This is a genomic window from Sporosarcina sp. NCCP-2222, from assembly GCF_023168145.1.
Taxonomy (GTDB): Bacteria; Bacillota; Bacilli; order Bacillales_A; family Planococcaceae; genus Sporosarcina.
In genome coordinates this window covers 264,209-285,367 of record NZ_BQYK01000001.1, presented here as the reverse complement: position 1 = coordinate 285,367, position 21,159 = coordinate 264,209, and the positions used below count along the sequence as shown (strand labels likewise).

Sequence of the window (21,159 nt, the reverse complement as noted above, 5' to 3'; positions counted from 1 at the left end):
CGGAAAGCAATGTATTTAACGGAGACATGGGCGAGGTCATTGCCATTTTGAAGGCAAAGGAAACGGTCGACAAGAAAGAAATGCTTGTTGTCTCGTACGACGGTATTGAAGTCACTTACGAACGAAACGATTTGAATCAAATTACGTTGGCTTATTGCTGTTCCATCCATAAGTCGCAAGGTAGCGAATTCCCTACTGTCATTATGCCAGTCGTTAGAAGTTACCGGAAAATGCTGCGGCGCAACTTGCTTTACACCGGAATTACACGTGCTAAAAATTTCTTGATACTTTGCGGAGAACCGGCAGAATTCAGGGAAGGGATCGGCAGGACGGATGAACTGGCACGCCAGACAACTCTTAAACAGCGGCTTCAGCTTGGCGATCTGCCAGAAGGTGAGGAAATACCAGCAGAGCCTCTTGCGGCGGATGCAACGGCCGAGAAGGCAGAGACGACCTTGTCGGCTCCCGCGGGAAAAAAACCTGAAACCACAGAGCCGACTGACGGTAATGGGCTGGAAGAGGTCAGGAAAGAGATTCAGGACAATATGCAATTGACGAAGGACAATGTCCTGTCAATTGATCCGATGATTGGGATGCAAGGATTGACGCCTTACAACTTTATGGAGGCGACGGATTGACAGGCCAACAATAATTCCCTATAATTCGAGTATCATACGTAATGCGTTGAAGGAGACAGTACGCTTATATCGCGTGAAAAGAAAGGAACCTCTTGGCTGAAAAGGTTCTCATGGCGAATAGGTCGGAATGCTACTCTGGAGTGCAACTAATCATTGCCGTTTGCCGCGTTAAGGCTTCTGAGATACCGGATATAATTTATTCGGTAAATTAGGGTGGTACCGCGAAAATTCACTTCGTCCCTTTGAGGGGCGGAGTTTTTTTATTTTTCGGCACATCCTTTGGAAAAATTGAATGGAGGTTAGTAAGATGAAAAAATTGACAGCTGCGCAAATTCGTAAAATGTTTTTGGATTACTTTAAAGAGCATGGACATAGTGAAGAGCCATCCGCTCCTCTCGTTCCAATTGACGATCCTTCTTTGCTCTGGATCAACAGCGGAGTTGCTACGTTAAAGAAATACTTCGATGGACGGGTTATTCCTGACAACCCAAGGATTGTTAATGCTCAAAAATCAATTCGGACAAATGATATCGAGAACGTCGGTAAGACGGCTCGCCACCACACATTCTTCGAAATGCTTGGCAACTTCTCCATCGGAGATTACTTCAAGGAAGAAGCGATTGTCCGTGCCTGGGAATTCCTGACGGACGACAAGTGGATCGGATTTAATCCAGATTTGCTTTCCGTTACAGTCCACCCGGAAGATGAAGAAGCGTATATGATCTGGAAAGACAAAATTGGCATTCCGGAAGAGCGGATCATTCGCCTGGAAGGAAACTTCTGGGACATCGGTGAAGGACCGAGCGGCCCTAACTCCGAGATCTTTTATGATCGCGGACCGTCCTATGGAGATGATTTTTCTGATCCTGAACTATACCCAGGAGGAGAAAACGAAAGGTATTTGGAGATCTGGAATTTGGTATTTTCGGAATTCAACCATAATCCGGACTATACGTACACCCCGCTTCCAAAGAAAAACATCGATACCGGGATGGGCTTGGAACGGATGGCATCTGTCATTCAAGATGTTCCGACCAACTTCGATACCGATTTGTTCATGCCAATCATCCATTCCGTTGAGAAGGTGGCTGGCGAAGCATACGGTTCCGATGCCGCGAAGGATACGGCATTCAAAGTAATTGCGGACCATATTCGTACTGTCGCTTTTGCAATTGGAGACGGAGCGCTTCCTTCCAATGAAGGACGTGGGTATGTACTTCGCCGTTTATTGCGCCGTGCCGTCCGCTATGCAAAACAACTAGGAATCCAAAAGCCTTTCATGTATGAACTCGTCCCGGTTGTAGGGGAAATCATGGAAGACTTCTATCCGCAAGTAAAAGAAAAACAAGAGTTTATTATGAAGGTAATTAAAAACGAGGAAGTGCGCTTCCACGAAACTTTGAACGAAGGACTCACAATCCTCTCCGGCATTATTGAAAAAGCGAAAACATCAAATCATCCGGTCGTTTCCGGTGTAGATGCGTTTAAACTGTATGACACCTACGGCTTCCCGTTTGAATTGACAGAGGAGTATGCAGAAGAAGCAGGAGTCTCTGTTGATCGTGCCGGTTTTGATCAGGAAATGGAAAATCAACGGAACCGTGCCCGTGCAGCCCGCCAGGATGTGGATAGCATGCATGTACAGTCAGAGGTTCTCGGCAATATCCATGAGAAGAGCGAATTCATTGGATATGGCCAGCTTGAATGTGATGCCACAGTCGTCGCTTTGCTGCATGAAGGCCGCCTTGTAGAACAGGCTTCCGAAGGGCAAGAGATCCAGTTCATTCTAGATCGTACGCCATTTTATGCGGAAAGCGGCGGACAAATCGCTGACAAAGGAATCCTTTCTAATGATTCGTTCATTGTTGATGTGAAGGACGTACAAAAAGCGCCGAATGGACAACATTTGCACACCGCAACGGTCCGTTCAGGCGAAGTGCAGGCAGGAGCAGCTGCCAAGGCAACGGTCAACGAAGAAGACCGTAAGCTCACAATTAAAAACCATACGGCAACGCATTTGCTTCACAAAGCGCTGAAAGAAGTGCTGGGTGAACATGTTAACCAAGCAGGATCTTATGTCGGTCCGGATCGTCTTCGGTTTGACTTCTCTCATTTCGGGCAAATAACGAAAGAGGAGCTGGAAACGATCGAACGTAAAGTGAATGAGAAAATCTGGGAAGATATCAACGTGGATATTTCTCAAAAGTCGATCGATGAAGCGAAGCAGATGGGCGCCATGGCTCTTTTTGGAGAAAAATATGGCGATATCGTTCGCGTCGTATCGGTCGGAAACTATTCACTTGAACTTTGCGGCGGCTGCCACGTGTCAACAACGGCTGAAATCGGTCTCTTCAAAATTGAGTCGGAAGGCGGCATCGGAGCAGGCACGCGCAGGATTGAAGCTTTGACTGGCAAAAATGCTTATGTTTCTTTCAAAGCAGAAGAGGCTTTGCTGACGAATGCGTCTGCATTGCTAAAAGCGAATCCGAAGGACATCGTTACTAAAGTCGGCGCAACTTTGGCTGATTTAAAAGAATTGCAACGCGAGAATGAATCATTGGCTGCGAAGCTTGGCAACAGCCAACTGACAGATATTCTGGCAAACGCAGAACAAATCGATGATGTCACGGTCATTTCTGCACGCGTCGATGTGAAAGACAATAACGGCTTGCGCCAGATGATTGACGAACTGAAACAAAAAGTCGTTAAAGGTGTCATCGTTCTTGGTGGAGCTTCGGAGGGCAAAGTCATGCTTGCGGCAGGTGTAACAGACGATTTAAAATCTGGGAACTTACATGCCGGTAAAATCGTCAATCATGTAGCTTCATTATGCGGAGGAAAAGGCGGCGGACGTCCAGATATGGCGATGGCGGGTGCGAAGGATGCTTCTAAACTTGATGAAGCCCTTCAATCCGTGTATGATTATGTCAAATCCGTCAACTGATCGATAATGCATTTCCGGGTCAATCGCCGAAGGACGCGATTGATTCGGAAAAGGCATGTCATGTATAATGGATAAAGGAAACTTATCCGATTTTTAGTAACGGATGAATGGAAAGCGGGGTGTCGATTATGGATTCATACGACAAGACGATGAAATTCAACTTCCCTGAGGAATCGATGGAGCAGGAAGTGAAACAAGTCATGCTCCGTGTGCACAAGGCGCTGGACGACAAAGGGTACAATCCTATCAATCAAATTGTCGGCTACCTTCTTTCAGGCGACCCGGCTTACATTCCTCGCCACGACGAAGCAAGGAATTTGATCCGTAAGTTGGAGCGCGATGAAATTCTCGAAGAACTTGTGAAATTTTATATCCGGGAAAACGGAGGGCGCCCAATTTGAGAACGATGGGTTTGGACGTCGGATCCAAAACGGTCGGAGTGGCCATCAGTGATGCTCTTGGATGGACAGCCCAAGGCATCGAGACAGTTAAAATCGATGAAAACGCCGGCCAATTTGGTGTGGAAAGAATCAAAAAGCTTGTCACTGAATATGATGTCGACGCTTTCGTAGTCGGCTATCCAAAAAATATGAACAATTCAGTAGGCCCACGAGGGGAAGCTTCCGAAAAGTATGCAGAAATGCTGAAAGAGGAGTTTGGCTTGCCTGTTGTCCTGTGGGATGAAAGATTGACTACAATGGCTGCTGAACGGATGTTGATCGATGCGGATGTCAGCAGAAAAAAAAGGAAAGACGTCATCGACAAGATGGCGGCGGTCATGATACTTCAAGGGTATCTTGATTCAAAAAATAGATGAGGTGATGGAATGGAACATGGACAAGAAACAATGACAATCGTAGATGAGCACGGAGAAGAGCACGTATGTGAGGTTATTTTTACATTCGACTCGGAAGATTTCGGAAAATCGTATGTGCTCTATCATATTTTAGGTGAAAATGAGAACATCGATGATGATGAAGAAATAGAAATTCATGCGTCTGCTTTCATCCCATCGGAAAATGATGAAGATGGTGAATTGATGCCAATCGAAACGGATGAAGAATGGGATATGATCGAAGAAATGTTGAATACGTTTCTTGCGGAGGAAGACGAAGAATAATCATATGTGCACGGGACGGAATGGTGCAGACCATTCCGTTTTTCATGCGTTTAATGGTGTCGGCTTCAATGTCTTGGCAACGAGCATTCGTACAGGAAAGAGGTGACGTTCTGGATGGGAAATGAATCAAAGAAGGAATCGAAAAAGGACATCATGCTCGACCGGATGAGAGAGCAGAAAAAAGAAGTGAAAATTGTTAGGCGAATCGTCTTTGCCATCGCTTTGATCGTTTTATTGGTCGGATTGATCGGAGGCCGGGCGGTATACAAGTACATAGTGGATTCACTGAAGCCCGTCGATCCTGATTCGGAAAAGATAATTGAAGTGGAAGTGCCAATCGGATCCGGATTAAATACCATATCCAAAAAATTAGAAGAGAATGGAATCATTAAAGATGCCCGTGTCTTCAAGTATTACGCGAAGTTCAAGAACGAATCGCAATTCCAGGCAGGCACATATGGTTTGACGAAAGCCATGACGCTCGATGAGTTGATTCAAAGCTTGAAAACAGGTAAAGTGTACCGCACACCTGTGTTTACGATGACGGTACCGGAAGGCTTGACGTTAGATCAAATTGGTAAAATTGTTGAGAAAAAGACCGGTATTTCCGAAAAAGAATTTATGGCGTATATCGACGATGAGAAGACCATCGAGTACTTCATGGGCAAATATCCAAACTTATTGACGGAGGAAATTCGCGGCGAGCAAATCAAGCATCCGCTTGAAGGCTACTTATTCCCGGCAACTTATCCGTTCTATGAGGAAAAGCCTTCACTGGAAACAATCGTCACGAGCATGCTGGACGCCACATCTGCAGCTATCACACCGTATTATGGCTATTTGGATTCTAATAAGAAATCCGTCCATTGGCTGTTGACGTTCGCTTCATTGCTCGAAAAGGAAGCTACTGCGAAGGCGGATCGGGAAACGATTGCGAGTGTCTTTTATAATCGTTTGAATGCCAAAATGCCATTGCAGACCGATCCAACCGTGCTGTATTCGTTAGGTGTTCATAAAGATCGGGTCCTCTATTCTGATTTGGAAGTGCAGGATCCATATAATACGTACCAAAATCAAGGCCTGCCGCCAGGGCCAATCGCTGGAGCAGGAAAATCCTCCATCGAAGCAGTCGTGGAGCCGGCAGAGACAGACTATCTTTATTTCCTTGCTGATAAGGAAGGCACTAACCATTTTTCCAAGACATATGACGAGCATTTACAGAAACGGGCTCAATATTTGTCTGAAGAATAAGGGAAAGTCGTATGAATGGAAGTGGAAAGCATGAGCGACTATAATCAATACATTGCAGATTTAAGCGACGCGGAAGATCCGTTAATCTCGGAAATGGAAAGCCTTGCCCAAAAGCAGAATGTGCCAATTATGGATCGTAGCGGGATTGATACGTTTATTGGCCTGCTGCGCATTCAGCGTCCGAAAGCCATTTTGGAAATCGGAAGTGCGATCGGTTATTCCGCAATCCGGATGGCCATGGCTGTGCGGGGAACATCTATAACGACGATTGAACGGGACGCTGATCGCTACCGTTTGGCAGTCGACTTCATCCAACGGAGCAAAGTTTCGGACAATATTCGCATTATCGAAGGGGACGCGCTCCTCTTGGAAGATGACAAACTGCCTGATTTGGCCTATGACGCACTTTTTATTGATGCGGCAAAAGGTCAGTACAAAAGGTTCTTTGAAAAATACGCGGGATTTATAAAGTCGGGCGGCATCATCTATTGTGACAATATGTTCATGCATGGAGCAGTATTGACACCGGATGAGGAGCTGCCGAAACGGAATCGGACGATGATTAGAAACTTGAAAGAATTCACTAAATGGATCATGTCCCATCCGGACTACGAAACGACGCTTCTGCCGGTAGGAGATGGCATTTTAATCGCAATAAAAAAATAAAAAACATTCCTGACAAAGGAGGAACATGCATGAGCGGAACAAAACCCCTTGTCATCGGAATCGCCGGTGGTTCAGGGTCCGGCAAGACGAGCGTTACAAACCGCATTTACAATGTATTCAAGGAACATTCTGTCGTCGTTATTGAACAGGATTATTATTATAAGGACCAGTCGCATTTGGAATTCGAGGAGCGACTGAAGACCAATTACGACCATCCTCTCGCATTCGATACCGATCTTTTGATCGAACATGTCGAAATGCTGTTAGAGCGGACATCCATATCCAAGCCGGTGTATGATTATGCGCTGCATACTCGTTCAAATGAAACGATAGAAATTTCGCCGAAGGATGTCATCATCCTCGAAGGTATTTTGGTTCTGGAAGATCCAAGACTGCGGGAATTGATGGATATTAAGCTGTTTGTCGATACGGATGCAGACTTGCGGATCATTCGGAGGCTAATGCGGGATATCCAGGAACGGGGAAGAACAATCGACTCCGTAATTGACCAGTATTTGACGGTCGTACGGCCTATGCATAACCAATTCATCGAACCGACCAAACGGTATGCGGATATCATCATTCCGGAAGGCGGTCATAACGAAGTTGCAATTGATCTAATGGTGACGAAAATAAAAACAATTCTTGAATCTGGAACCAAATTGTAATATGATGGGTTCAGAATTCAATAGAAACGAATCCTATGTCGCATACCTCTCGTAGGAGCGGCATAGTGTTTTTATGAACAGGATTATGAGGAGTGTTGTGAAATGGTTTCTGAAAAAAAATACCCAATGACAGTATCAGGTAAAAAGAAGCTGGAAGAAGAATTGGAATACTTGAAAACTGTAAAACGTAAAGAAGTAGTAGAGCGGATAAAGATTGCCCGTAGTTATGGTGACCTATCTGAAAACTCGGAATATGATTCCGCTAAAGAAGACCAAGCTTTCGTGGAAGGTAAAATTTCGACTTTGGAATCAATGATCCGCAATGCGGTAATCATCACAGAAGATGAATTGAACAATGACGAAGTACAGATCGGGAAAACGGTTACATTCAAGGAATTACCAGATGGCGATGAAGAAACGTACACCATTGTCGGCTCTGCGGAAGCGAATCCACTTGAAGGTCTCATCTCGAATGATTCGCCAATTGCCAAAGGCCTGATCGGCAAAAAGAAAGGCGACGAAGTCAAAATCATGACCCCGGGCGGAGAAATGTCCGTAACGATCGTAGAAATTAAATAATCAGCTTGGTAAAGCTTAATGGAAGAGCGATGAGACATTTGATACAGGTCCCATCGCTTTTTCTAATGGAAGGGCCTAGCCTTGTTCAGATTGAGAGGTTTGTTAGCGCTGGGCAATTGTCTTCTCTTACTAAAAATTTTCTGGATAACGATTACGGAGCTGTTGCAATCATTGAAATTTAATTAAATGAAACCTATTCGATTGAAAAAGAGTCAGATAGAGTAGTATCCTTTTGAGAAGGAAAGGGGAGGATTTTATGCCAAATCAAGATCCCAATTTTTCGAGGGTGAATCGGAAACGGAATAAAAGTCGATCCAATTTGATATTAAATGGCTTGATTGGCCTTGTTGTAGTACTCATTATCATCGTAGGGGCCTCTATCATCATAGGAGGCAAGGATGAAACGAAGGAAAAGGATTCAGAACCCATTGAGACGAGCGGAGCTGCTGAAGATGAGTCCGATGATTCTGGCATGGAAGAAGAGCAGCCGGAAGACGGTTCCGAGCAGAACAGTGTGGATGAAAATGGTACTGCTGGCGAAACGGGATCTGACGCTGACGCTTCAGATGCCGATGGACAGAACGAAACTGACCAGGAAACGACAGTGTCAGACGAAGAGGCAGACGGGAAACTGGTGTCCGTGACACCGACCGATGAGAAAGTTGTGACAGAAACGGTTGTCAACGAATCATGGGCACCAATTGGTACCGCACAAAGTGGAGAACATGTGTCATCGTATGATGGAGAATCAGTGGACTGGAATGAGAAAAAGAAAGCACTTGCTTATGCGACTGGCCTTTCGGAGGATTCCATGATTTTTTGGAAAATCAAAAACGGCGGCGGACCACAGAAGTCGGTCGGTATCGTTTCTACTCGCGATAAATCCCAATTGTACAGAGTTTATCTTGAATGGGTTGACGGACAAGGCTGGCAACCTGTTAAAATGGATAAGTTAAGCACATTGGATTTTGACTATTGAGTGGAGGGAATGGCATGAAAATAGCAATCATCGGAGCGATGGAGCAGGAAGTGGAAATTCTGAGGGAAGCGATGACTTCCAAAACATCAGCCGCGGTAGCGAATTGTGAATTTATTGAAGGGAAGCTGGATGGGAAGGATGTCGTGCTTGTCAAAAGCGGTATAGGTAAGGTGAATGCGGCGATTGCGACGACATTGCTGATTCAGCTGCATCAGCCGGATGTCGTCATTAACACCGGTTCGGCAGGCGGTTTTTCCGAAACGCTGGACGTGGGCAGTGTTGTCATCTCGGATGAAGTCCGACATCATGATGTCGACGCTACGGCTTTCCGCTATGAAATTGGTCAAGTTCCTGGCATGCCCGCCGCTTTTATGTCGGATGAGAAACTAGCTGCGATTGCCAAAGAGGCGGTCGTGGAAGTGGGCGGCCATACGTATGCCATCGGGCTTATCGCATCGGGCGACGTGTTCATGAGCGATCCGGCTCGGGTGGAACAAGTGAGGGAAGCGTTTCCGGATATGATTGCTGCGGAAATGGAAGCGGCGGCTGTTGCGCAAGTTTGCCATCAGTTTAATATGCCATTCGTTGTCATTCGGGCACTTTCGGATATTGCAGGAAAAGAATCATCCATCTCGTTTGATGAATTTTTACCGACGGCTGCCAAACATTCGTCGGAAATTGTTAGGAAAGCGATATCGAAATTGTAAGACGGTTATGGTAAGATGGATTGAAGAACCTGTACAAGCGAGGAGTGATTTTCTTATGTTTTTCTTGATGACTGGAGCTTTCGTTGCAACAGCGGTCATTTCAGTAATTATTATGCGTGAAGTCAGCACAGACTGATTGAATGATCCAGCTGCCAACTGCAAGACGGAGAAAACATATGATGTCTGGATTTGCAATAGGAAAAAGGCGTTCCTTTCGCGGATTGAACACGCGGTTGGAACGCCTTTTCCTCTCGTCTCGCAGTATAGGATGTTGTGAGGATGTTGTGAAGTTTATTCATTATATTCATGTTTGAATAACTGGTATAGTTTCACGATCGCACGTTTCTCAATTCTGGAAACGTAGCTTCTCGAAATGTTCAATTGTTCGGCGATTTCTTTTTGGGTCATCGGTTGATCATCAAGTAGTCCGTATCGCCTCTGGATAATTTCAAGTTCCCGGCTGTCAAGCTTGCCGAGATGCCGATAAAGACGATCCCTTTGTTCCTGTTGTTCAACTGTTTCAATTGGGGCTTCTTCATCCGTTTGGAGCAGATCGGCAATTTGCAAGGACTGGCCGTCTTTGTCTGTGCCGATCGGATCAAAAAGGGAAACATCCTTTTGAACCTTCTTTTGCGTGCGCAAGAACATCAGTATTTCATTTTCAATGCAACGGGCCGCGTACGTAGCCAATTTTGTCTTTCGGTCCGGTGTGAAACTATTGACCGCCTTCATGAGTCCAATGGTTCCAATGGAAATGTAGTCGTCCAGTTGTTCGTGTTTTGGATGGAATTTTTTTACGACGTGTGCAACGAGGCGCATGTTTCTCTCAATCAGTTCATCCCGAGCGCTTTCGTCTCCTTCTGCTAGACGTTGTAAGCACTCGGCCTCCTCCGCTTTAGACAGCGGACGACGGAATGCCTGCCCACGGATATATCCGACTACTGCCGGAATTTCAAGCCACAGTTGGACAAGCGCCATGACAAATCCGCTCATCGGTCCACCTCCTGTGTCTTTGTATGACAGCATATGCGAACAGGACGGCGGATAGCACTGTCGAGATGAACGATTCCCACGGCTGCAAGGGAAGATGAGACGCATGCAAAAAGGATGGATATGTTATAATCATTTTGAAATCGTCAGATGGAGTGGATATTTTTTGTACAAACAATTCTTACCGGGAGAATATGTAAAAGACATATATCAGATTACACCGGACACATTAATAGCACAGGGCATTAAAGGAATCATGACGGATTTGGATAATACCTTAGTCGAATGGGACCGTCCCGAAGCGACTCCAGAAGTCATCGAATGGATGAATAGGATGCGGGATGCAGGATTGAAAGTGATTGTAGTATCAAATAATCATGAACCTCGTGTCAGTACATTCTGTCAGCCTGCCGGGATTCCTTTTATTTTTGAGGCGAAAAAACCGTTGGGCAAAGGGTTCAGCAAGGCACTTCGCCTAATGGGCCTGCCGAAGGAAGAAGTCGTCATGATAGGAGACCAGCTGTTGACGGATATACTGGGAGGAAATCGTTTTGGCGTCCGTACGATTCTTGTCATACCAGTCGCAAAATCGGACGGCTTTGTTACAAGATTTAATCGGAAAGTCGAGAGGCGGATTATGAAGGGCCTTAAGCGCCGTGGAATGCTGGAGTGGGAGGAATAAGCTTGGAACAACTAGTATGTATAGGATGCGGCGTGCCGATCCAGACGGAAAATCCGAAAGGGGATGGGTATACACCGCCAGCTTCATTGGAAAAAGAGACAGTGTTATGTCAACGATGCTTTAGATTGCGAAATTACAATGAGCTACAACCAGTTTCGCTATCGGGCGATGATTTTCTGGCCATTTTAAACGGGATCGGCCAAAAGGATGGCATCGTGGTGAAAGTGGTCGATATTTTTGATTTCAATGGCAGCTGGATTCCAGGTCTACATCGGTTTGTCGGCAATAAAGATATTATATTGGTCGGCAATAAATCAGATGTCCTGCCTAAGTCGGTCAAAGAGGGCAAGCTAAAGAACTGGATGCGTGAGGAATCGAGAAAACTTGGACTGAAGCCTGCTGAGATTTTACTTGTTTCTGCATATAAAGGGACAGGAATGGAAGAGGCGCTCGCTGCCATCGAAGAAATCCGGGGTGGCAAGGATGTTTATGTCGTAGGCTGTACGAATGTCGGAAAATCCACTTTTATTAACAGGATCATCAAAAATGCAACCGGAATGGGTGATGTCATTACGACTTCTCATTTTCCGGGCACTACTTTGGACCTTGTCGAGATACCGTTGGACGACGGCAAAGCAATATACGATACACCGGGCATTATAAATGACCATCAGATGGCGCACTATCTAGGGCCGAATGATTTAAAGGCGATTACCCCGAAAAAGGAATTAAAACCGAAAGTCTTTCAATTAAATGCTGAGCAGACACTATATATTGGAGGATTGGCACGGTTCGATTTCATCCGTGGTGATCGTTCCTCCTTTACGATACACGTATCAAACAGTCTTCCTATTCACAGGACCAAACTTGAAAATGCCGATCAGTTATTTGCGGACCATCTCGGCGGACTGCTCTCACCTCCGACCGAGGAATCGATCGATGCGTTGCCGCCTCTAGTGCGACATGAGTTTTCCGTCAAGAAGCCGAAAACTGACATTGTCATTTCCGGCCTTGGTTGGATTACAGTTCCACATCCTGACGTGAAAATCGCAGTACATGCACCACGTGGTGTAAATGTTGAATTACGGCCTTCGCTCATATAGGAGGATGCTTATGAAAAAGTGGTTTGCGGTTATTGGAGATCCGATTGCCCAGTCCATGTCTCCCGAGATGCATGGACGATGGTTCTCTGACAACGGAATTAATGCAACCTATATTCCGGTCCATGTAACAAGTGAACGTTTAGGGTATGCGGTGGAAGGCTTGAAGGAACTTGGCTGCAGTGGTTGGAATGTAACAGTACCCCATAAGAGTGCAATTATCGAGTACCTAGATGAAATCGATCCTTTTGCCAGACAAATGAATGCTGTTAATACAGTAAGGGTGATGGAAGATGGTTCGCTGTTTGGGATGAACACGGACGGTATCGGTTTTGTCCGTTCCTTAGAGGAACAGTTCGGTGAATCAGGGAAAGAGAAAGAGGTCTTATTGATTGGGGCAGGAGGTGCAGCTAGAGGCATCGGCTATGCACTTGTATCCGAAGGATATGGACCGATTTCTTGTACCAACCGTACGCTTGATAAAGCGGAACGTCTGGCAGAGGAATTGCATGCTGCAGCCATTTCGATAGAAGAAGCAGAAAAGCAGCTGGCTCGGTTCGGTCTTGTTATTCAAACGACTTCCGTTGGAATGAACTTCTCGTCAGGCGGCACCCCGATTAATCCATCACAAATCGGAACTGGCACCATTGTCTGTGATATTATTTATAACCCGTTGGAAACGGAATTTTTGAAACTGGCCCGTGAGGCGGGCGCCCATACAATGAATGGCGTTGGCATGTTCGTTCACCAAGGAGCGCGTTCGTTTCAGTCATGGACTGGAGTTCAGCCTGATACGAAACAAATGATTGATATTATTACGAAAAAGCTCGGAGGAATATGATGTTAACTGGAAAACAAAAAAGCTATCTGCGCAGTGAGGCGCACCACTTACAGCCGATTTTTCAAATTGGAAAAGGTGGATTGACGGATGCAATTATTAAACAGATTGAAGAGGCACTGGAAGCAAGAGAGCTAATAAAAGTGAGTATTCTGCAAAATTGTGAAGAGGATAAGAACGAGGTTGCGGAAAAAATTGAGGCGGCTGGGATCGAGGTAGTACAGATCATCGGTAAAATCTTAGTTCTTTATAAAGAATCGAAAGTAAAGAAACGGATCAACCTTCCGTAAGGAGAAATTGCATGAAACGGATCGGAATTCTTGGAGGGACGTTCAATCCGCCCCATATTGGTCATCTTATCATTGCAAACGAAGTGAAGCATGCATTGGAGTTGGATGAAGTGCGCCTGATGCCTACTTCCATCCCTCCTCACAAGCTTAATCCTTCTGATGCATCACCTGAACAGCGACTGCAAATGGTCGAACTCGCGATTTATGGTGCGGCTGGTTTGACTGCCTCTTCGTTTGAAGTGGATCGTGGCGGGATTTCCTATACGTACGAAACGATAGAAGCTTTGCACAACCAAGAGCCGGAAGCCAAGTTCTATTTCATTATTGGCGGCGATATGATCGATATGCTGCCATCGTGGCATCGAATCGAGGAATTAGTAAAGATTGTAACGTTTGTCGGCGTTGGGAGACCGGGTACTATAGGAAAGACGACGTTCCCTGTCGAAATGGTGGAAATCCCCCAAATCGATCTCTCCTCTACTGTGATCCGTGATCGGATCCGTACGGGTAGAACAGTTGAATTCCTTCTCCAGAAACCTGTAGAAACGTATATCAGACAGGAGGGTTTGTATGTTGATTGAGGAACTGAAACGAGAAGTTGAAAAGAGGCTTCCCTCTATACGCGCCGCGCATGTATTCCGAGTGGCAGAAACTGCAACAGCTCTCGCAAGCCTTTACTCCGTCGATCAGGAAAAAGTGGAAATTGCGGCCCTCTGCCATGATATTGCAAAAGCGATGGAGCGGGACAAGCTACGGTCAATTATTGAAGACAACGGAATTGACAGGCGTTACCTTTCCTATCCACATGAGCTTTGGCACGCTCCGGCTGGAACTGTCATTGCCAAAAAGGAATTCGGAATTGCAGATGAGGATATTTTGAATGCGATCATGTATCATACGACTGGACGGAGAGGGATGTCAGACCTCGAAAAACTGATCTATATTGCAGATTTGATCGAGCCTGGCAGGGATTTTCCTGGTGTGGAGGATTTGCGCCTTATCGCGCAGCTGTCCTTGGATGATGCGATGAAAGCAAGTATTTCTCATTCGCTCCAATATCTTATTGCGCAGCAGGCGACGATTTATCCTGATTCGCTTGAGTGTTATAACGAGCACGTCCAAAAACAGGAGTAAACAACAAGAGCGGATGATCCGCCAAAAATTAGAGATCGTTAAGAAAAGAGGACAAACATTATGCCGACATTACTTGAAATAGCATATAAAGCAGTAGACGATAAGAAAGGCGAAGACATCGTCGTATTAAACATGGAAGGGATTTCTTTGATTGCCGACCAATTTATTATTACCCATGCCAATTCCGAGCGGCAAGTGCAAGCGATTGCCCGTGAAGTTTCGGAGAAAGCATCCGAGAACGGCCATGACGTGAAACGGGTGGAAGGTATGGACAATGGCCGTTGGGTTCTAGTGGATTTAGGTGACGTAGTTGTTCATGTATTCCACAGGGATGAGAGAGGTTATTATAACTTGGAAAAACTATGGGGAGATGCCCCAATGCTCGATATGGCCGATGAGCATGAATGACAGCTACAAACATTTTGCGTCCGTCTATGATGAATTGATGGATGTTATCCCGTATGACCAATATGTCGATTTGGCAGAGGAAGCAATGGGCCCTCTTCAAGGTAAACGGCTTCTTGATATCGGATGCGGCACAGGACTGTTATCGGTTAAATTTGCGAAAAAAGGCGCCGTTGTAACGGGGCTCGATCTTTCGGCCGATATGCTCGCAGTCGCGTCTGAGCGGGCGGGCTCTTTGAATCTTGAAATTTCTTTCTTCGAACAGCCCATGGAGAAAATGGATATACCAGGTACATTTGACGGGGCTGTTATCGCAATAGATTCATTGAATTATGTGAAGGAGCAAGAGGATGTCGCCCAAACTTTTCGCAAGATTTATGATTTGCTTGAAGTAGGCGGCGTCCTGCTATTTGATGTTCATTCGACATATAAGACGGATGACGTTTTCATGGAGGCTCCTTTTGTTTTCGATAACGGCAGAATTGCATACATATGGCAAACCGAAGAAGGGGACGAGGAGCATTCCGTCTATTCGGAGCTGGCATTTTTCGTCCGAAACGACAACGGCATGTATCGCCGATTTGATGAAGCTCATTACCAAAGGACGTTTGACACATACACCTATGTCGAAATGTTGAATGAAGCGGGATTTACAATCGAGCGGATTTTTGCAGATTGGGAAGACGAGCCGCCGCACGAAGAGAGTGAGCGCATCTTTTTTCAAGTAAGGAAATAGGGACTTCCGTTTTAAACAGGAATCCTTTATAGTAAAGATGACTCCATATGGATGCCGTGATGAAAGGGGAAGATTCCGTTTTTATCGATCGTATCCAGCAAATGGCGTAAACTTTTAACCCCCTTACTTGCTGTCGCAATTGTTACCGTTCTATTGTTCTTACCCCGAGGACAGGCTACTGATGATCAGTTGGCCAATGGTACACTCTTAATCTCTCAATTGATTGAAACGTACGAAATAGATGAAGTGAACGAAATGGAAACGATCGATGCTATGCAGCCGTCGCCTGTTATGGTGGATGTAAAAGGAGCGGTCAGATACCCGGGTGTCTACTCCTTGACGGATGAAAGCCGGCTGATTGATGCAATCGAAGCAGCTGGCGGATACTTGCAGGATGCAGATTCCCGGCTATTGAACCATGCGATGAAGCTGAAAGATGAACTGGTCATTTACGTTCCTGCAATAGGAGAAATGGTGGACAGTTTTTCAGCCGAGTTGCTTGTGATGGAAGCTGCAGGTTCTGAAGACTTTGGAACTGTCAATATCAATACAGCCACCGAACAGGAGTTGATGACCATTCCAGGCATCGGCCCATCTAAAGCTGCAGCTATTCTTCAATACCGAGAAGAGCAAGGTTCTTTTCCGACCAAGGATTCCTTAATGAAAGTGTCCGGCATAGGCCTGAAGACATTTGAAAAATTGGAATCGTTCATTTCAGTAAAATAATAATTGAAAAATGATCGGAGGCATACATATGGAGCGTATTACGTGGGATCAATTCTTCATGGCACAATGCCATTTACTTGCCGTTAGAAGCACTTGCACGCGATTAGCAGTTGGCGCAACCATTGTGCGTGACAACCGAATTATTGCAGGAGGCTATAACGGTTCTATTTCCGGAGGCGACCATTGCATTGACCATGGCTGTTATGTCGTAGGCAATCATTGTGTTCGTACAATCCATGCGGAAATGAATGCCCTGCTGCAATGTGCCAAATACGGCAGTCCGGTCGGCGGATCATCACTTTATGTGACGCATTTCCCTTGTTTGCAATGTTCCAAAGCCATTATCCAAGCTGGCATTAAGCATGTGTATTATGCCAAGGATTACAAAAATGATGAATATGCCATTCAGCTATTCAATCAGTCCGGCGTGTCAATCAAGCATATTCCTTTCGATGAACGTTCCATCGACTTCGCTTATGATGAGAAGAGAATGCTAATCGAAGAATTGTTGCAAAAGATGGATTCTTGCGGCATTGACCATGAAGAGCTTGTCCCTTTAAAGAAAAGGGCTGATGACTTATTTGGCGGAAGCTTTTAGAAGTTCGTCTTATTTATCTTGCCATCCCAGTGGCCGTTTCCGCATTTGCGGCATACGGCCAATCTCAACTGCTTTGGCTGAATGCCTGCCTGATACCCGCACTCCTCTTCGGGAAACGGCGCATTCTCACTTTGCTCCTCGCTTTTCTTGCAGCTATTTCCTCCTATTATTTCATTTCCATTTCCATTCCAAAGAAAGCTGAATATCGATCTGATACGATCTCTTTTGTTTGGTCGGATTCCGTTAAAATCGACGGTGGCAAAGTGAAAGGCTTTGCCAAAACAACTGCAGGTCAACGTGTTTATGTAACTTATACTTTTCAGAACGAGCAGGAAAAAGTGCGTTTTCTTCGTGCTCATATTCCCTTATATATCTTTACAGGCAGCGGGAGTTACACCGAACCAGCTCCTGCATCCCATCCCTATTCTTTCGATATGCAGCGGTATTTAAAAATGAACGGAGCTGCCGACATATTTGAAGTGGACCAGCTCATGGAGAGCCGTACGGCGAAAGGTCCACTGGTGAAATTGTCAGAATGGAGATACCTTGCCAAATTGCATATACAGACAGCTTTTCCTGCTTCACTTCAAACTGAGGCAGAAGCACTTCTGATTGGGGATCGCAGCGGTATGGATGACGAGTTATCTGCTGCTTATCGTACTTTGGGCATTACTCATCTATTCGCGATATCCGGCCTGCATGTAGGGTTAATGACTTTCTTGATACGTCATCTGCTGATTCGCCTCTCTGTTCGTGTGGAAACCGTCGATACCCTTTTACTTGTGCTGCTGCCTTGTTATGCTGTGCTGGCCGGAGGAGCCCCTTCTGTGTGGCGAGCTGTTTCTGTTACCGTACTATTGCTACTTACGGCAAACGGAAAACTGAAGATGCGGATGGACGATGCGCTGGCTGCAAGTGCGGCGTTGTTCATTTTGCTTGCTCCCCACGTTATCTTTCAGCCTGGTTTTCAATTAAGCTACGCGGCGGCTATTTCGCTTGTGTATTCATCAGGAATTCTTTTACAAGGGAAATCTGCATGGGTCACTTCCTTTTTAGTCACCTCTATTACACAAATCGCCTTGTATCCTATTTTGCTGTATCATTTCTATGAAATTTCTATTTCCTCCTTTCTTGTTAATCTCTTTTACGTGCCATTGTATTCTGTCGTTATTCTGCCAATGAATTTGCTACTCTTTATAACATCTTTGGCTGTGCCGCCTGTAGCGACATTTTTGTTTGCCTTTTATACACCAATCAGAATCGGTATTGGCTCCATTACGATGTTTGTAGCAGGTTTGCCTTTTCAGCTATGGACACCTGGCAGGCCGGACCCGCTTTTGGCATGCTTTGCAGTCGTTTGTACCTTGCTGTTTTTCATTGCCGCGGAGAAGAAATGGCACTGGAAGAAGAGCATAGTAGTATTCATTTTGCCGGTATTGCTGATTCAATGGAAACCTTATTTGAGTCCTGACAGTAAGATCACCTATCTCGACGTCGGACAAGGTGACAGCATCGTGCTCCAGCTTCCCCACAGAAGGTCGGTGTATGTTATTGACACAGGAGGAATTGTATCCTTTGGTGATCCATCATGGAAAACACCTGATAATTCTTTTGAAGTCGGCAGGAATATTGTAGTTCCTTTTTTGAAAGGGCAGGGGATAACGAAAGTAGATAAACTGATACTTACACATGCAGACAGCGACCATATTGAAGGAGCTGACGAATTGATCGAGGAACTGAAAGTTAAGGAAATCCATATACCTCCAGACAGTGAATGGGAACAGACAATGGCACCCATCCTCGGTATGGCGTTGGAGGGAGGTATTCCGATTGTTTCAGCTTCGGAAGGGACGGGGTGGACAAAGGGAAAGATACATTTTGAATACTTGAGTCCTGAAAAAGGTCGTTACAAGGGCAATGATAGCTCTCTCGTACTACTGTTAAAGATGGAAGAACTCGCTTTTCTCTTTACGGGAGATATGGAAGTAGAAGGGGAGGAGCAATTTATCCGGAAGTTCAGGAAAAGAAATTTTGGACGCGTTCTGCTGAAAGCGGGCCATCATGGGAGCCGGACATCCAGCACAGATGAATTTATCGCATTGCTGTCTCCAGAAGCGGCGATCATTTCAGCCGGCAGGAACAATCGATACGGGCATCCGCATCCAGAAGTGTTGGAGCAATTTCATAAATATGGGGTAGCTGTCCTGTCTACTGCGGAGAAGGGCACCATCACGGTTACTGTCCGGGGCGGCGACTACGTCATTTCAGCGATGCACTAAACAAAACGGACAACCGTGGCCCATTTGGGTCGCAGTTGTCCGTTTCTTTCGCATGTATTAGCGTGCGACGAAGTCGACGATTGTAGCAATAACGAAAATTGCGGAGAATCCTATGAAAGCTACGACGAATCCGACTCCTGAGTCAATTAAATCATTGCGTTTGGACTGAACGTCCTTTTCGAAATCATGCATTGCTACACCTCCTGATTCCTTTCTAGTATAGATGATAAGAATGGAAAAATCCATAACTATCCGTTTTATATGACTTGATTTGAACAAACGACACAAATTGTTCATAGAGGGACAGGTTTGCGTTATAATGAGGTACAGATGGAGGTGGGATCATGGCAAATGCACAATGGAAAAAAATCGAGTCAGGGCAGCTGGCATCTGTTTACTTGTTAACCGGAGTGGAGCAGCATATATTCGACTCGACGATTAAACGGATTGTGAAAGCGATGCCTGATATAGAGGAATCGTCCATTATCCGATACGATTTGGATGAGACCCCTGTGGAAATTGTTCTGGAAGAAGCGGATACGCTCCCTTTCCTGGAAGATCGAAAATTAATTATCGCGAATAACGCTTCCTTTTTGAAAGCGTCTGATAAATCAAAGGAAAAAGTGGTACATAATCTAGAATATCTACAAAGTTGGCTCTCGAATCCCTCGCCAACCGCAATCGTCGTGTTTGTCGCACCTTATGAGAAACTGGATGGGCGTCTGCGGGTGACGAAAACGATATTGCAGAAAGCTGAAGTAATTGAAGCGGCTCGGTTGACAGGACGCGACTTGACTACGTGGATACAGCAGGAAGCAGGAGCTAATGGGGTTCAAATTTCAGCAGAAACATCCCAGCTCTTAGTCGACTGGGCAGGTGATGACATGCTCATGCTGTCAAACGAACTATTAAAAATCGCTTTGTTTATGGGTAACCAAGGGGAAGTTACAGAGGATATTATTGAAAAGCTTGTGCCTCGGACGCCGGAAATGGATGTTTTTCGTTTGACGGATGCGTACCTGGCTGGAAAAGTGAAAGAGGCTATTTCGATCTATCATGATCTGTTGCGAAATGGGGAAGAACCGATTATGCTTACTTCGCTTTTGGCCGGCCAGATCAGATTAATGGTTCATGTTTCTTCTTTGCAGCGTAAAGGATATCATGGACAACAAATTGCGAAGACGTTGAATGTCCATCCGTATCGAGTTAAGCTGATGATGGAAAATCGACAAATGCCGACGATGGACAGGTTGCTGGAACTGTTATCGAAGCTGGCAGAAATTGACTACAAGCTCAAATCTTCAAGCGGCAAGCGTGAACGAATATTGGAATTGTTTTTTATGGAACCGGTGCGATTGTAGAACGGAGCCTGCTCAAAAGATCATAGAAAAAACAAGCTGTCTACAAAGCAATGATTGCGACGTAGACAGCTTGTCTTTCTGTTGTCCGGCACTTCCCCGGACTGGTTATTACAACGCTTTTTTCGTTAGTCGAGCTTTTTGACGAGCTGCAGTGTTCTTGTGGATAAGACCTTTGCGTGCAGCAGAGTCCAATTTTTTAACCGCGTCCTTCAAAAGTTCAGGAGCGTTCTCTTCTTTATTGATAAGCGCAGTATCAGCTTTACGTACTGCTGTACGCATTGCAGCTTTCACTTGAGAGTTTTGCTCATTCGCAGCAGCGCTTTGTTTTACGCGCTTGATAGCACCTTTAATGTTTGGCATTCCATTCACCTCCAATTTCAGGTAAGACAAGAGTGTTTCCAAGATGATCCGGATTCTCTTTACAACATTAACATTTTAGCAAACAGCCTGCAATAACGCAATAAAAAT

Annotated in this window: 26 protein-coding genes and 1 other annotated feature; of the genes, 23 read left to right on the top strand and 3 right to left on the bottom strand. The window is 45.4% G+C overall.

Annotation, left to right across the window (positions count from 1 at the left end):
- The 11 genes from NCCP2222_RS01630 to mtnN all read left to right on the top strand — a co-directional run.
- Nucleotides 1-638, top strand: a 638-nt coding sequence (locus NCCP2222_RS01630) for an ATP-binding domain-containing protein (protein WP_248508995.1), incomplete at its 5' end; no start/stop codon positions are given.
- A 37-nt stretch (nucleotides 639-675) separates the two neighbouring features.
- Nucleotides 676-883 (top strand) — a binding site (T-box leader).
- A gap of 62 nt (nucleotides 884-945) precedes the next feature.
- Nucleotides 946-3,582 (top strand): alanine--tRNA ligase, encoded by a 2,637-nt coding sequence (gene alaS, locus NCCP2222_RS01625; RefSeq protein WP_248508994.1) that lies wholly within the window; start codon nucleotides 946-948, stop codon nucleotides 3,580-3,582.
- 128 nt (nucleotides 3,583-3,710) lie between these two features.
- Nucleotides 3,711-3,983, top strand: coding sequence for an IreB family regulatory phosphoprotein (locus NCCP2222_RS01620; RefSeq protein WP_184210327.1), 273 nt, complete (start codon nucleotides 3,711-3,713; stop codon nucleotides 3,981-3,983).
- Nucleotides 3,980-4,399 (top strand): Holliday junction resolvase RuvX, encoded by a 420-nt coding sequence (ruvX, locus tag NCCP2222_RS01615; RefSeq protein ID WP_248508993.1) that lies wholly within the window; start codon nucleotides 3,980-3,982, stop codon nucleotides 4,397-4,399. The genes NCCP2222_RS01620 and ruvX overlap by 4 nt, the downstream gene beginning before the upstream one ends.
- Nucleotides 4,400-4,408: 9 nt before the next feature.
- Entirely contained in the window at nucleotides 4,409-4,702 is a 294-nt protein-coding gene (locus NCCP2222_RS01610; RefSeq protein ID WP_248508992.1) for a DUF1292 domain-containing protein, read from the top strand.
- 114 nt (nucleotides 4,703-4,816) lie between these two features.
- Nucleotides 4,817-5,953, top strand: coding sequence for an endolytic transglycosylase MltG (mltG, locus tag NCCP2222_RS01605; RefSeq protein WP_248508991.1), 1,137 nt, complete (start codon nucleotides 4,817-4,819; stop codon nucleotides 5,951-5,953).
- 30 nt (nucleotides 5,954-5,983) lie between these two features.
- Nucleotides 5,984-6,619 carry an O-methyltransferase gene (locus NCCP2222_RS01600; protein WP_248508990.1) on the top strand — a complete coding sequence of 212 codons (636 nt, stop codon included), beginning with the start codon at nucleotides 5,984-5,986 and terminating at the stop codon, nucleotides 6,617-6,619.
- 29 nt (nucleotides 6,620-6,648) lie between these two features.
- Nucleotides 6,649-7,287 (top strand): uridine kinase, encoded by a 639-nt coding sequence (gene udk, locus NCCP2222_RS01595; RefSeq protein ID WP_248508988.1) that lies wholly within the window; start codon nucleotides 6,649-6,651, stop codon nucleotides 7,285-7,287.
- Nucleotides 7,288-7,389: 102 nt separating this feature from the next.
- Nucleotides 7,390-7,866, top strand: coding sequence for a transcription elongation factor GreA (greA, locus tag NCCP2222_RS01590; protein ID WP_207961044.1), 477 nt, complete (start codon nucleotides 7,390-7,392; stop codon nucleotides 7,864-7,866).
- 256 nt (nucleotides 7,867-8,122) lie between these two features.
- Nucleotides 8,123-8,845 (top strand): YrrS family protein, encoded by a 723-nt coding sequence (locus tag NCCP2222_RS01585; RefSeq protein WP_248508986.1) that lies wholly within the window; start codon nucleotides 8,123-8,125, stop codon nucleotides 8,843-8,845.
- A gap of 14 nt (nucleotides 8,846-8,859) precedes the next feature.
- Complete coding sequence (gene mtnN / locus NCCP2222_RS01580; RefSeq protein WP_248508985.1) at nucleotides 8,860-9,552, top strand: 5'-methylthioadenosine/S-adenosylhomocysteine nucleosidase; 693 nt, start codon at nucleotides 8,860-8,862, stop codon at nucleotides 9,550-9,552.
- A 291-nt stretch (nucleotides 9,553-9,843) separates the two neighbouring features.
- On the opposite strand, the gene sigK is transcribed toward mtnN, so the two are convergent.
- Nucleotides 9,844-10,545, bottom strand: coding sequence for an RNA polymerase sporulation sigma factor SigK (gene sigK / locus NCCP2222_RS01575; protein ID WP_248508984.1), 702 nt, complete (start codon nucleotides 10,543-10,545; stop codon nucleotides 9,844-9,846).
- 103 nt (nucleotides 10,546-10,648) lie between these two features.
- Between sigK and NCCP2222_RS01570 the strand changes: the two genes are divergently transcribed.
- The 11 genes from NCCP2222_RS01570 to NCCP2222_RS01520 all read left to right on the top strand — a co-directional run bounded on the left by NCCP2222_RS01570 (nucleotide 10,649) and on the right by NCCP2222_RS01520 (nucleotide 19,330).
- Nucleotides 10,649-11,224, top strand: a complete 576-nt coding sequence (locus NCCP2222_RS01570; RefSeq protein WP_248508983.1) for a YqeG family HAD IIIA-type phosphatase — start codon at nucleotides 10,649-10,651, stop codon at nucleotides 11,222-11,224.
- Nucleotides 11,221-12,327: a ribosome biogenesis GTPase YqeH gene (gene yqeH / locus NCCP2222_RS01565; protein ID WP_248509765.1), complete on the top strand. Its 1,107-nt coding sequence runs from the start codon at nucleotides 11,221-11,223 to the stop codon at nucleotides 12,325-12,327. Before NCCP2222_RS01570 ends, yqeH begins: the two co-directional genes overlap by 4 nt.
- Nucleotides 12,328-12,337: 10 nt before the next feature.
- Nucleotides 12,338-13,165: a shikimate dehydrogenase gene (aroE, locus tag NCCP2222_RS01560; protein ID WP_248508982.1), complete on the top strand. Its 828-nt coding sequence runs from the start codon at nucleotides 12,338-12,340 to the stop codon at nucleotides 13,163-13,165.
- Entirely contained in the window at nucleotides 13,165-13,452 is a 288-nt protein-coding gene (yhbY, locus tag NCCP2222_RS01555; RefSeq protein ID WP_248508981.1) for a ribosome assembly RNA-binding protein YhbY, read from the top strand. Before aroE ends, yhbY begins: the two co-directional genes overlap by 1 nt.
- 11 nt (nucleotides 13,453-13,463) lie before the next feature.
- Nucleotides 13,464-14,033: a nicotinate-nucleotide adenylyltransferase gene (locus NCCP2222_RS01550; RefSeq protein WP_248508979.1), complete on the top strand. Its 570-nt coding sequence runs from the start codon at nucleotides 13,464-13,466 to the stop codon at nucleotides 14,031-14,033.
- Nucleotides 14,023-14,586: a bis(5'-nucleosyl)-tetraphosphatase (symmetrical) YqeK gene (yqeK, locus tag NCCP2222_RS01545; protein ID WP_248508978.1), complete on the top strand. Its 564-nt coding sequence runs from the start codon at nucleotides 14,023-14,025 to the stop codon at nucleotides 14,584-14,586. Before NCCP2222_RS01550 ends, yqeK begins: the two co-directional genes overlap by 11 nt.
- Before the next feature lie 60 nt (nucleotides 14,587-14,646).
- Entirely contained in the window at nucleotides 14,647-14,994 is a 348-nt protein-coding gene (gene rsfS / locus NCCP2222_RS01540; RefSeq protein WP_248508974.1) for a ribosome silencing factor, read from the top strand.
- Nucleotides 14,987-15,727: a class I SAM-dependent DNA methyltransferase gene (locus tag NCCP2222_RS01535; protein WP_248508972.1), complete on the top strand. Its 741-nt coding sequence runs from the start codon at nucleotides 14,987-14,989 to the stop codon at nucleotides 15,725-15,727. The genes rsfS and NCCP2222_RS01535 overlap by 8 nt, the downstream gene beginning before the upstream one ends.
- A 189-nt stretch (nucleotides 15,728-15,916) precedes the next feature.
- Nucleotides 15,917-16,453 (top strand): helix-hairpin-helix domain-containing protein, encoded by a 537-nt coding sequence (locus NCCP2222_RS01530; RefSeq protein WP_248508970.1) that lies wholly within the window; start codon nucleotides 15,917-15,919, stop codon nucleotides 16,451-16,453.
- 28 nt (nucleotides 16,454-16,481) lie between these two features.
- On the top strand, nucleotides 16,482-17,051 hold the full coding sequence (locus NCCP2222_RS01525) for a ComE operon protein 2 (RefSeq protein ID WP_248508969.1): 570 nt from the start codon (nucleotides 16,482-16,484) through the stop codon (nucleotides 17,049-17,051).
- Between the two features lie 29 nt (nucleotides 17,052-17,080).
- Nucleotides 17,081-19,330 (top strand): DNA internalization-related competence protein ComEC/Rec2, encoded by a 2,250-nt coding sequence (locus NCCP2222_RS01520; protein WP_248508968.1) that lies wholly within the window; start codon nucleotides 17,081-17,083, stop codon nucleotides 19,328-19,330.
- A 57-nt stretch (nucleotides 19,331-19,387) separates the two neighbouring features.
- Here NCCP2222_RS01520 and NCCP2222_RS01515 read toward each other — a convergent pair whose 3' ends face one another.
- Complete coding sequence (locus tag NCCP2222_RS01515; protein WP_238082176.1) at nucleotides 19,388-19,522, bottom strand: YqzM family protein; 135 nt, start codon at nucleotides 19,520-19,522, stop codon at nucleotides 19,388-19,390.
- A 152-nt stretch (nucleotides 19,523-19,674) separates the two neighbouring features.
- On the opposite strand from NCCP2222_RS01515, the gene holA reads away from it, so the two are divergent.
- Entirely contained in the window at nucleotides 19,675-20,691 is a 1,017-nt protein-coding gene (gene holA, locus NCCP2222_RS01510; RefSeq protein ID WP_248508966.1) for a DNA polymerase III subunit delta, read from the top strand.
- Nucleotides 20,692-20,799: 108 nt separating this feature from the next.
- Here the strand turns inward: holA and rpsT are convergent, their stop codons facing one another.
- On the bottom strand, nucleotides 20,800-21,051 hold the full coding sequence (gene rpsT, locus NCCP2222_RS01505) for a 30S ribosomal protein S20 (RefSeq protein WP_184210284.1): 252 nt from the start codon (nucleotides 21,049-21,051) through the stop codon (nucleotides 20,800-20,802).
- Between the last annotated feature and the right edge of the window lie 108 nt (nucleotides 21,052-21,159).

What these genes read in the sequence shown, in the direction of transcription:
- alaS (WP_248508994.1), top strand. Translation starts at nt 946, where the DNA reads ATGAAAAAATTGACAGCTGCGCAAATTCGTAAAATGTTTTTGGATTAC.
- NCCP2222_RS01620 (WP_184210327.1), top strand. Translation starts at nt 3,711, where the DNA reads ATGGATTCATACGACAAGACGATGAAATTCAACTTCCCTGAGGAATCG.
- NCCP2222_RS01610 (WP_248508992.1), top strand. Translation starts at nt 4,409, where the DNA reads ATGGAACATGGACAAGAAACAATGACAATCGTAGATGAGCACGGAGAA.
- mltG (WP_248508991.1), top strand. Translation starts at nt 4,817, where the DNA reads ATGGGAAATGAATCAAAGAAGGAATCGAAAAAGGACATCATGCTCGAC.
- NCCP2222_RS01600 (WP_248508990.1), top strand. Translation starts at nt 5,984, where the DNA reads ATGAGCGACTATAATCAATACATTGCAGATTTAAGCGACGCGGAAGAT.
- udk (WP_248508988.1), top strand. Translation starts at nt 6,649, where the DNA reads ATGAGCGGAACAAAACCCCTTGTCATCGGAATCGCCGGTGGTTCAGGG.
- greA (WP_207961044.1), top strand. Translation starts at nt 7,390, where the DNA reads ATGGTTTCTGAAAAAAAATACCCAATGACAGTATCAGGTAAAAAGAAG.
- NCCP2222_RS01585 (WP_248508986.1), top strand. Translation starts at nt 8,123, where the DNA reads ATGCCAAATCAAGATCCCAATTTTTCGAGGGTGAATCGGAAACGGAAT.
- mtnN (WP_248508985.1), top strand. Translation starts at nt 8,860, where the DNA reads ATGAAAATAGCAATCATCGGAGCGATGGAGCAGGAAGTGGAAATTCTG.
- sigK (WP_248508984.1), bottom strand. Translation starts at nt 10,545, where the DNA reads ATGAGCGGATTTGTCATGGCGCTTGTCCAACTGTGGCTTGAAATTCCG.
- NCCP2222_RS01570 (WP_248508983.1), top strand. Translation starts at nt 10,649, where the DNA reads ATGCAAAAAGGATGGATATGTTATAATCATTTTGAAATCGTCAGATGG.
- aroE (WP_248508982.1), top strand. Translation starts at nt 12,338, where the DNA reads ATGAAAAAGTGGTTTGCGGTTATTGGAGATCCGATTGCCCAGTCCATG.
- yhbY (WP_248508981.1), top strand. Translation starts at nt 13,165, where the DNA reads ATGTTAACTGGAAAACAAAAAAGCTATCTGCGCAGTGAGGCGCACCAC.
- NCCP2222_RS01550 (WP_248508979.1), top strand. Translation starts at nt 13,464, where the DNA reads ATGAAACGGATCGGAATTCTTGGAGGGACGTTCAATCCGCCCCATATT.
- yqeK (WP_248508978.1), top strand. Translation starts at nt 14,023, where the DNA reads ATGTTGATTGAGGAACTGAAACGAGAAGTTGAAAAGAGGCTTCCCTCT.
- rsfS (WP_248508974.1), top strand. Translation starts at nt 14,647, where the DNA reads ATGCCGACATTACTTGAAATAGCATATAAAGCAGTAGACGATAAGAAA.
- NCCP2222_RS01535 (WP_248508972.1), top strand. Translation starts at nt 14,987, where the DNA reads ATGAATGACAGCTACAAACATTTTGCGTCCGTCTATGATGAATTGATG.
- NCCP2222_RS01525 (WP_248508969.1), top strand. Translation starts at nt 16,482, where the DNA reads ATGGAGCGTATTACGTGGGATCAATTCTTCATGGCACAATGCCATTTA.
- NCCP2222_RS01515 (WP_238082176.1), bottom strand. Translation starts at nt 19,522, where the DNA reads ATGCATGATTTCGAAAAGGACGTTCAGTCCAAACGCAATGATTTAATT.
- holA (WP_248508966.1), top strand. Translation starts at nt 19,675, where the DNA reads ATGGCAAATGCACAATGGAAAAAAATCGAGTCAGGGCAGCTGGCATCT.
- rpsT (WP_184210284.1), bottom strand. Translation starts at nt 21,051, where the DNA reads ATGCCAAACATTAAAGGTGCTATCAAGCGCGTAAAACAAAGCGCTGCT.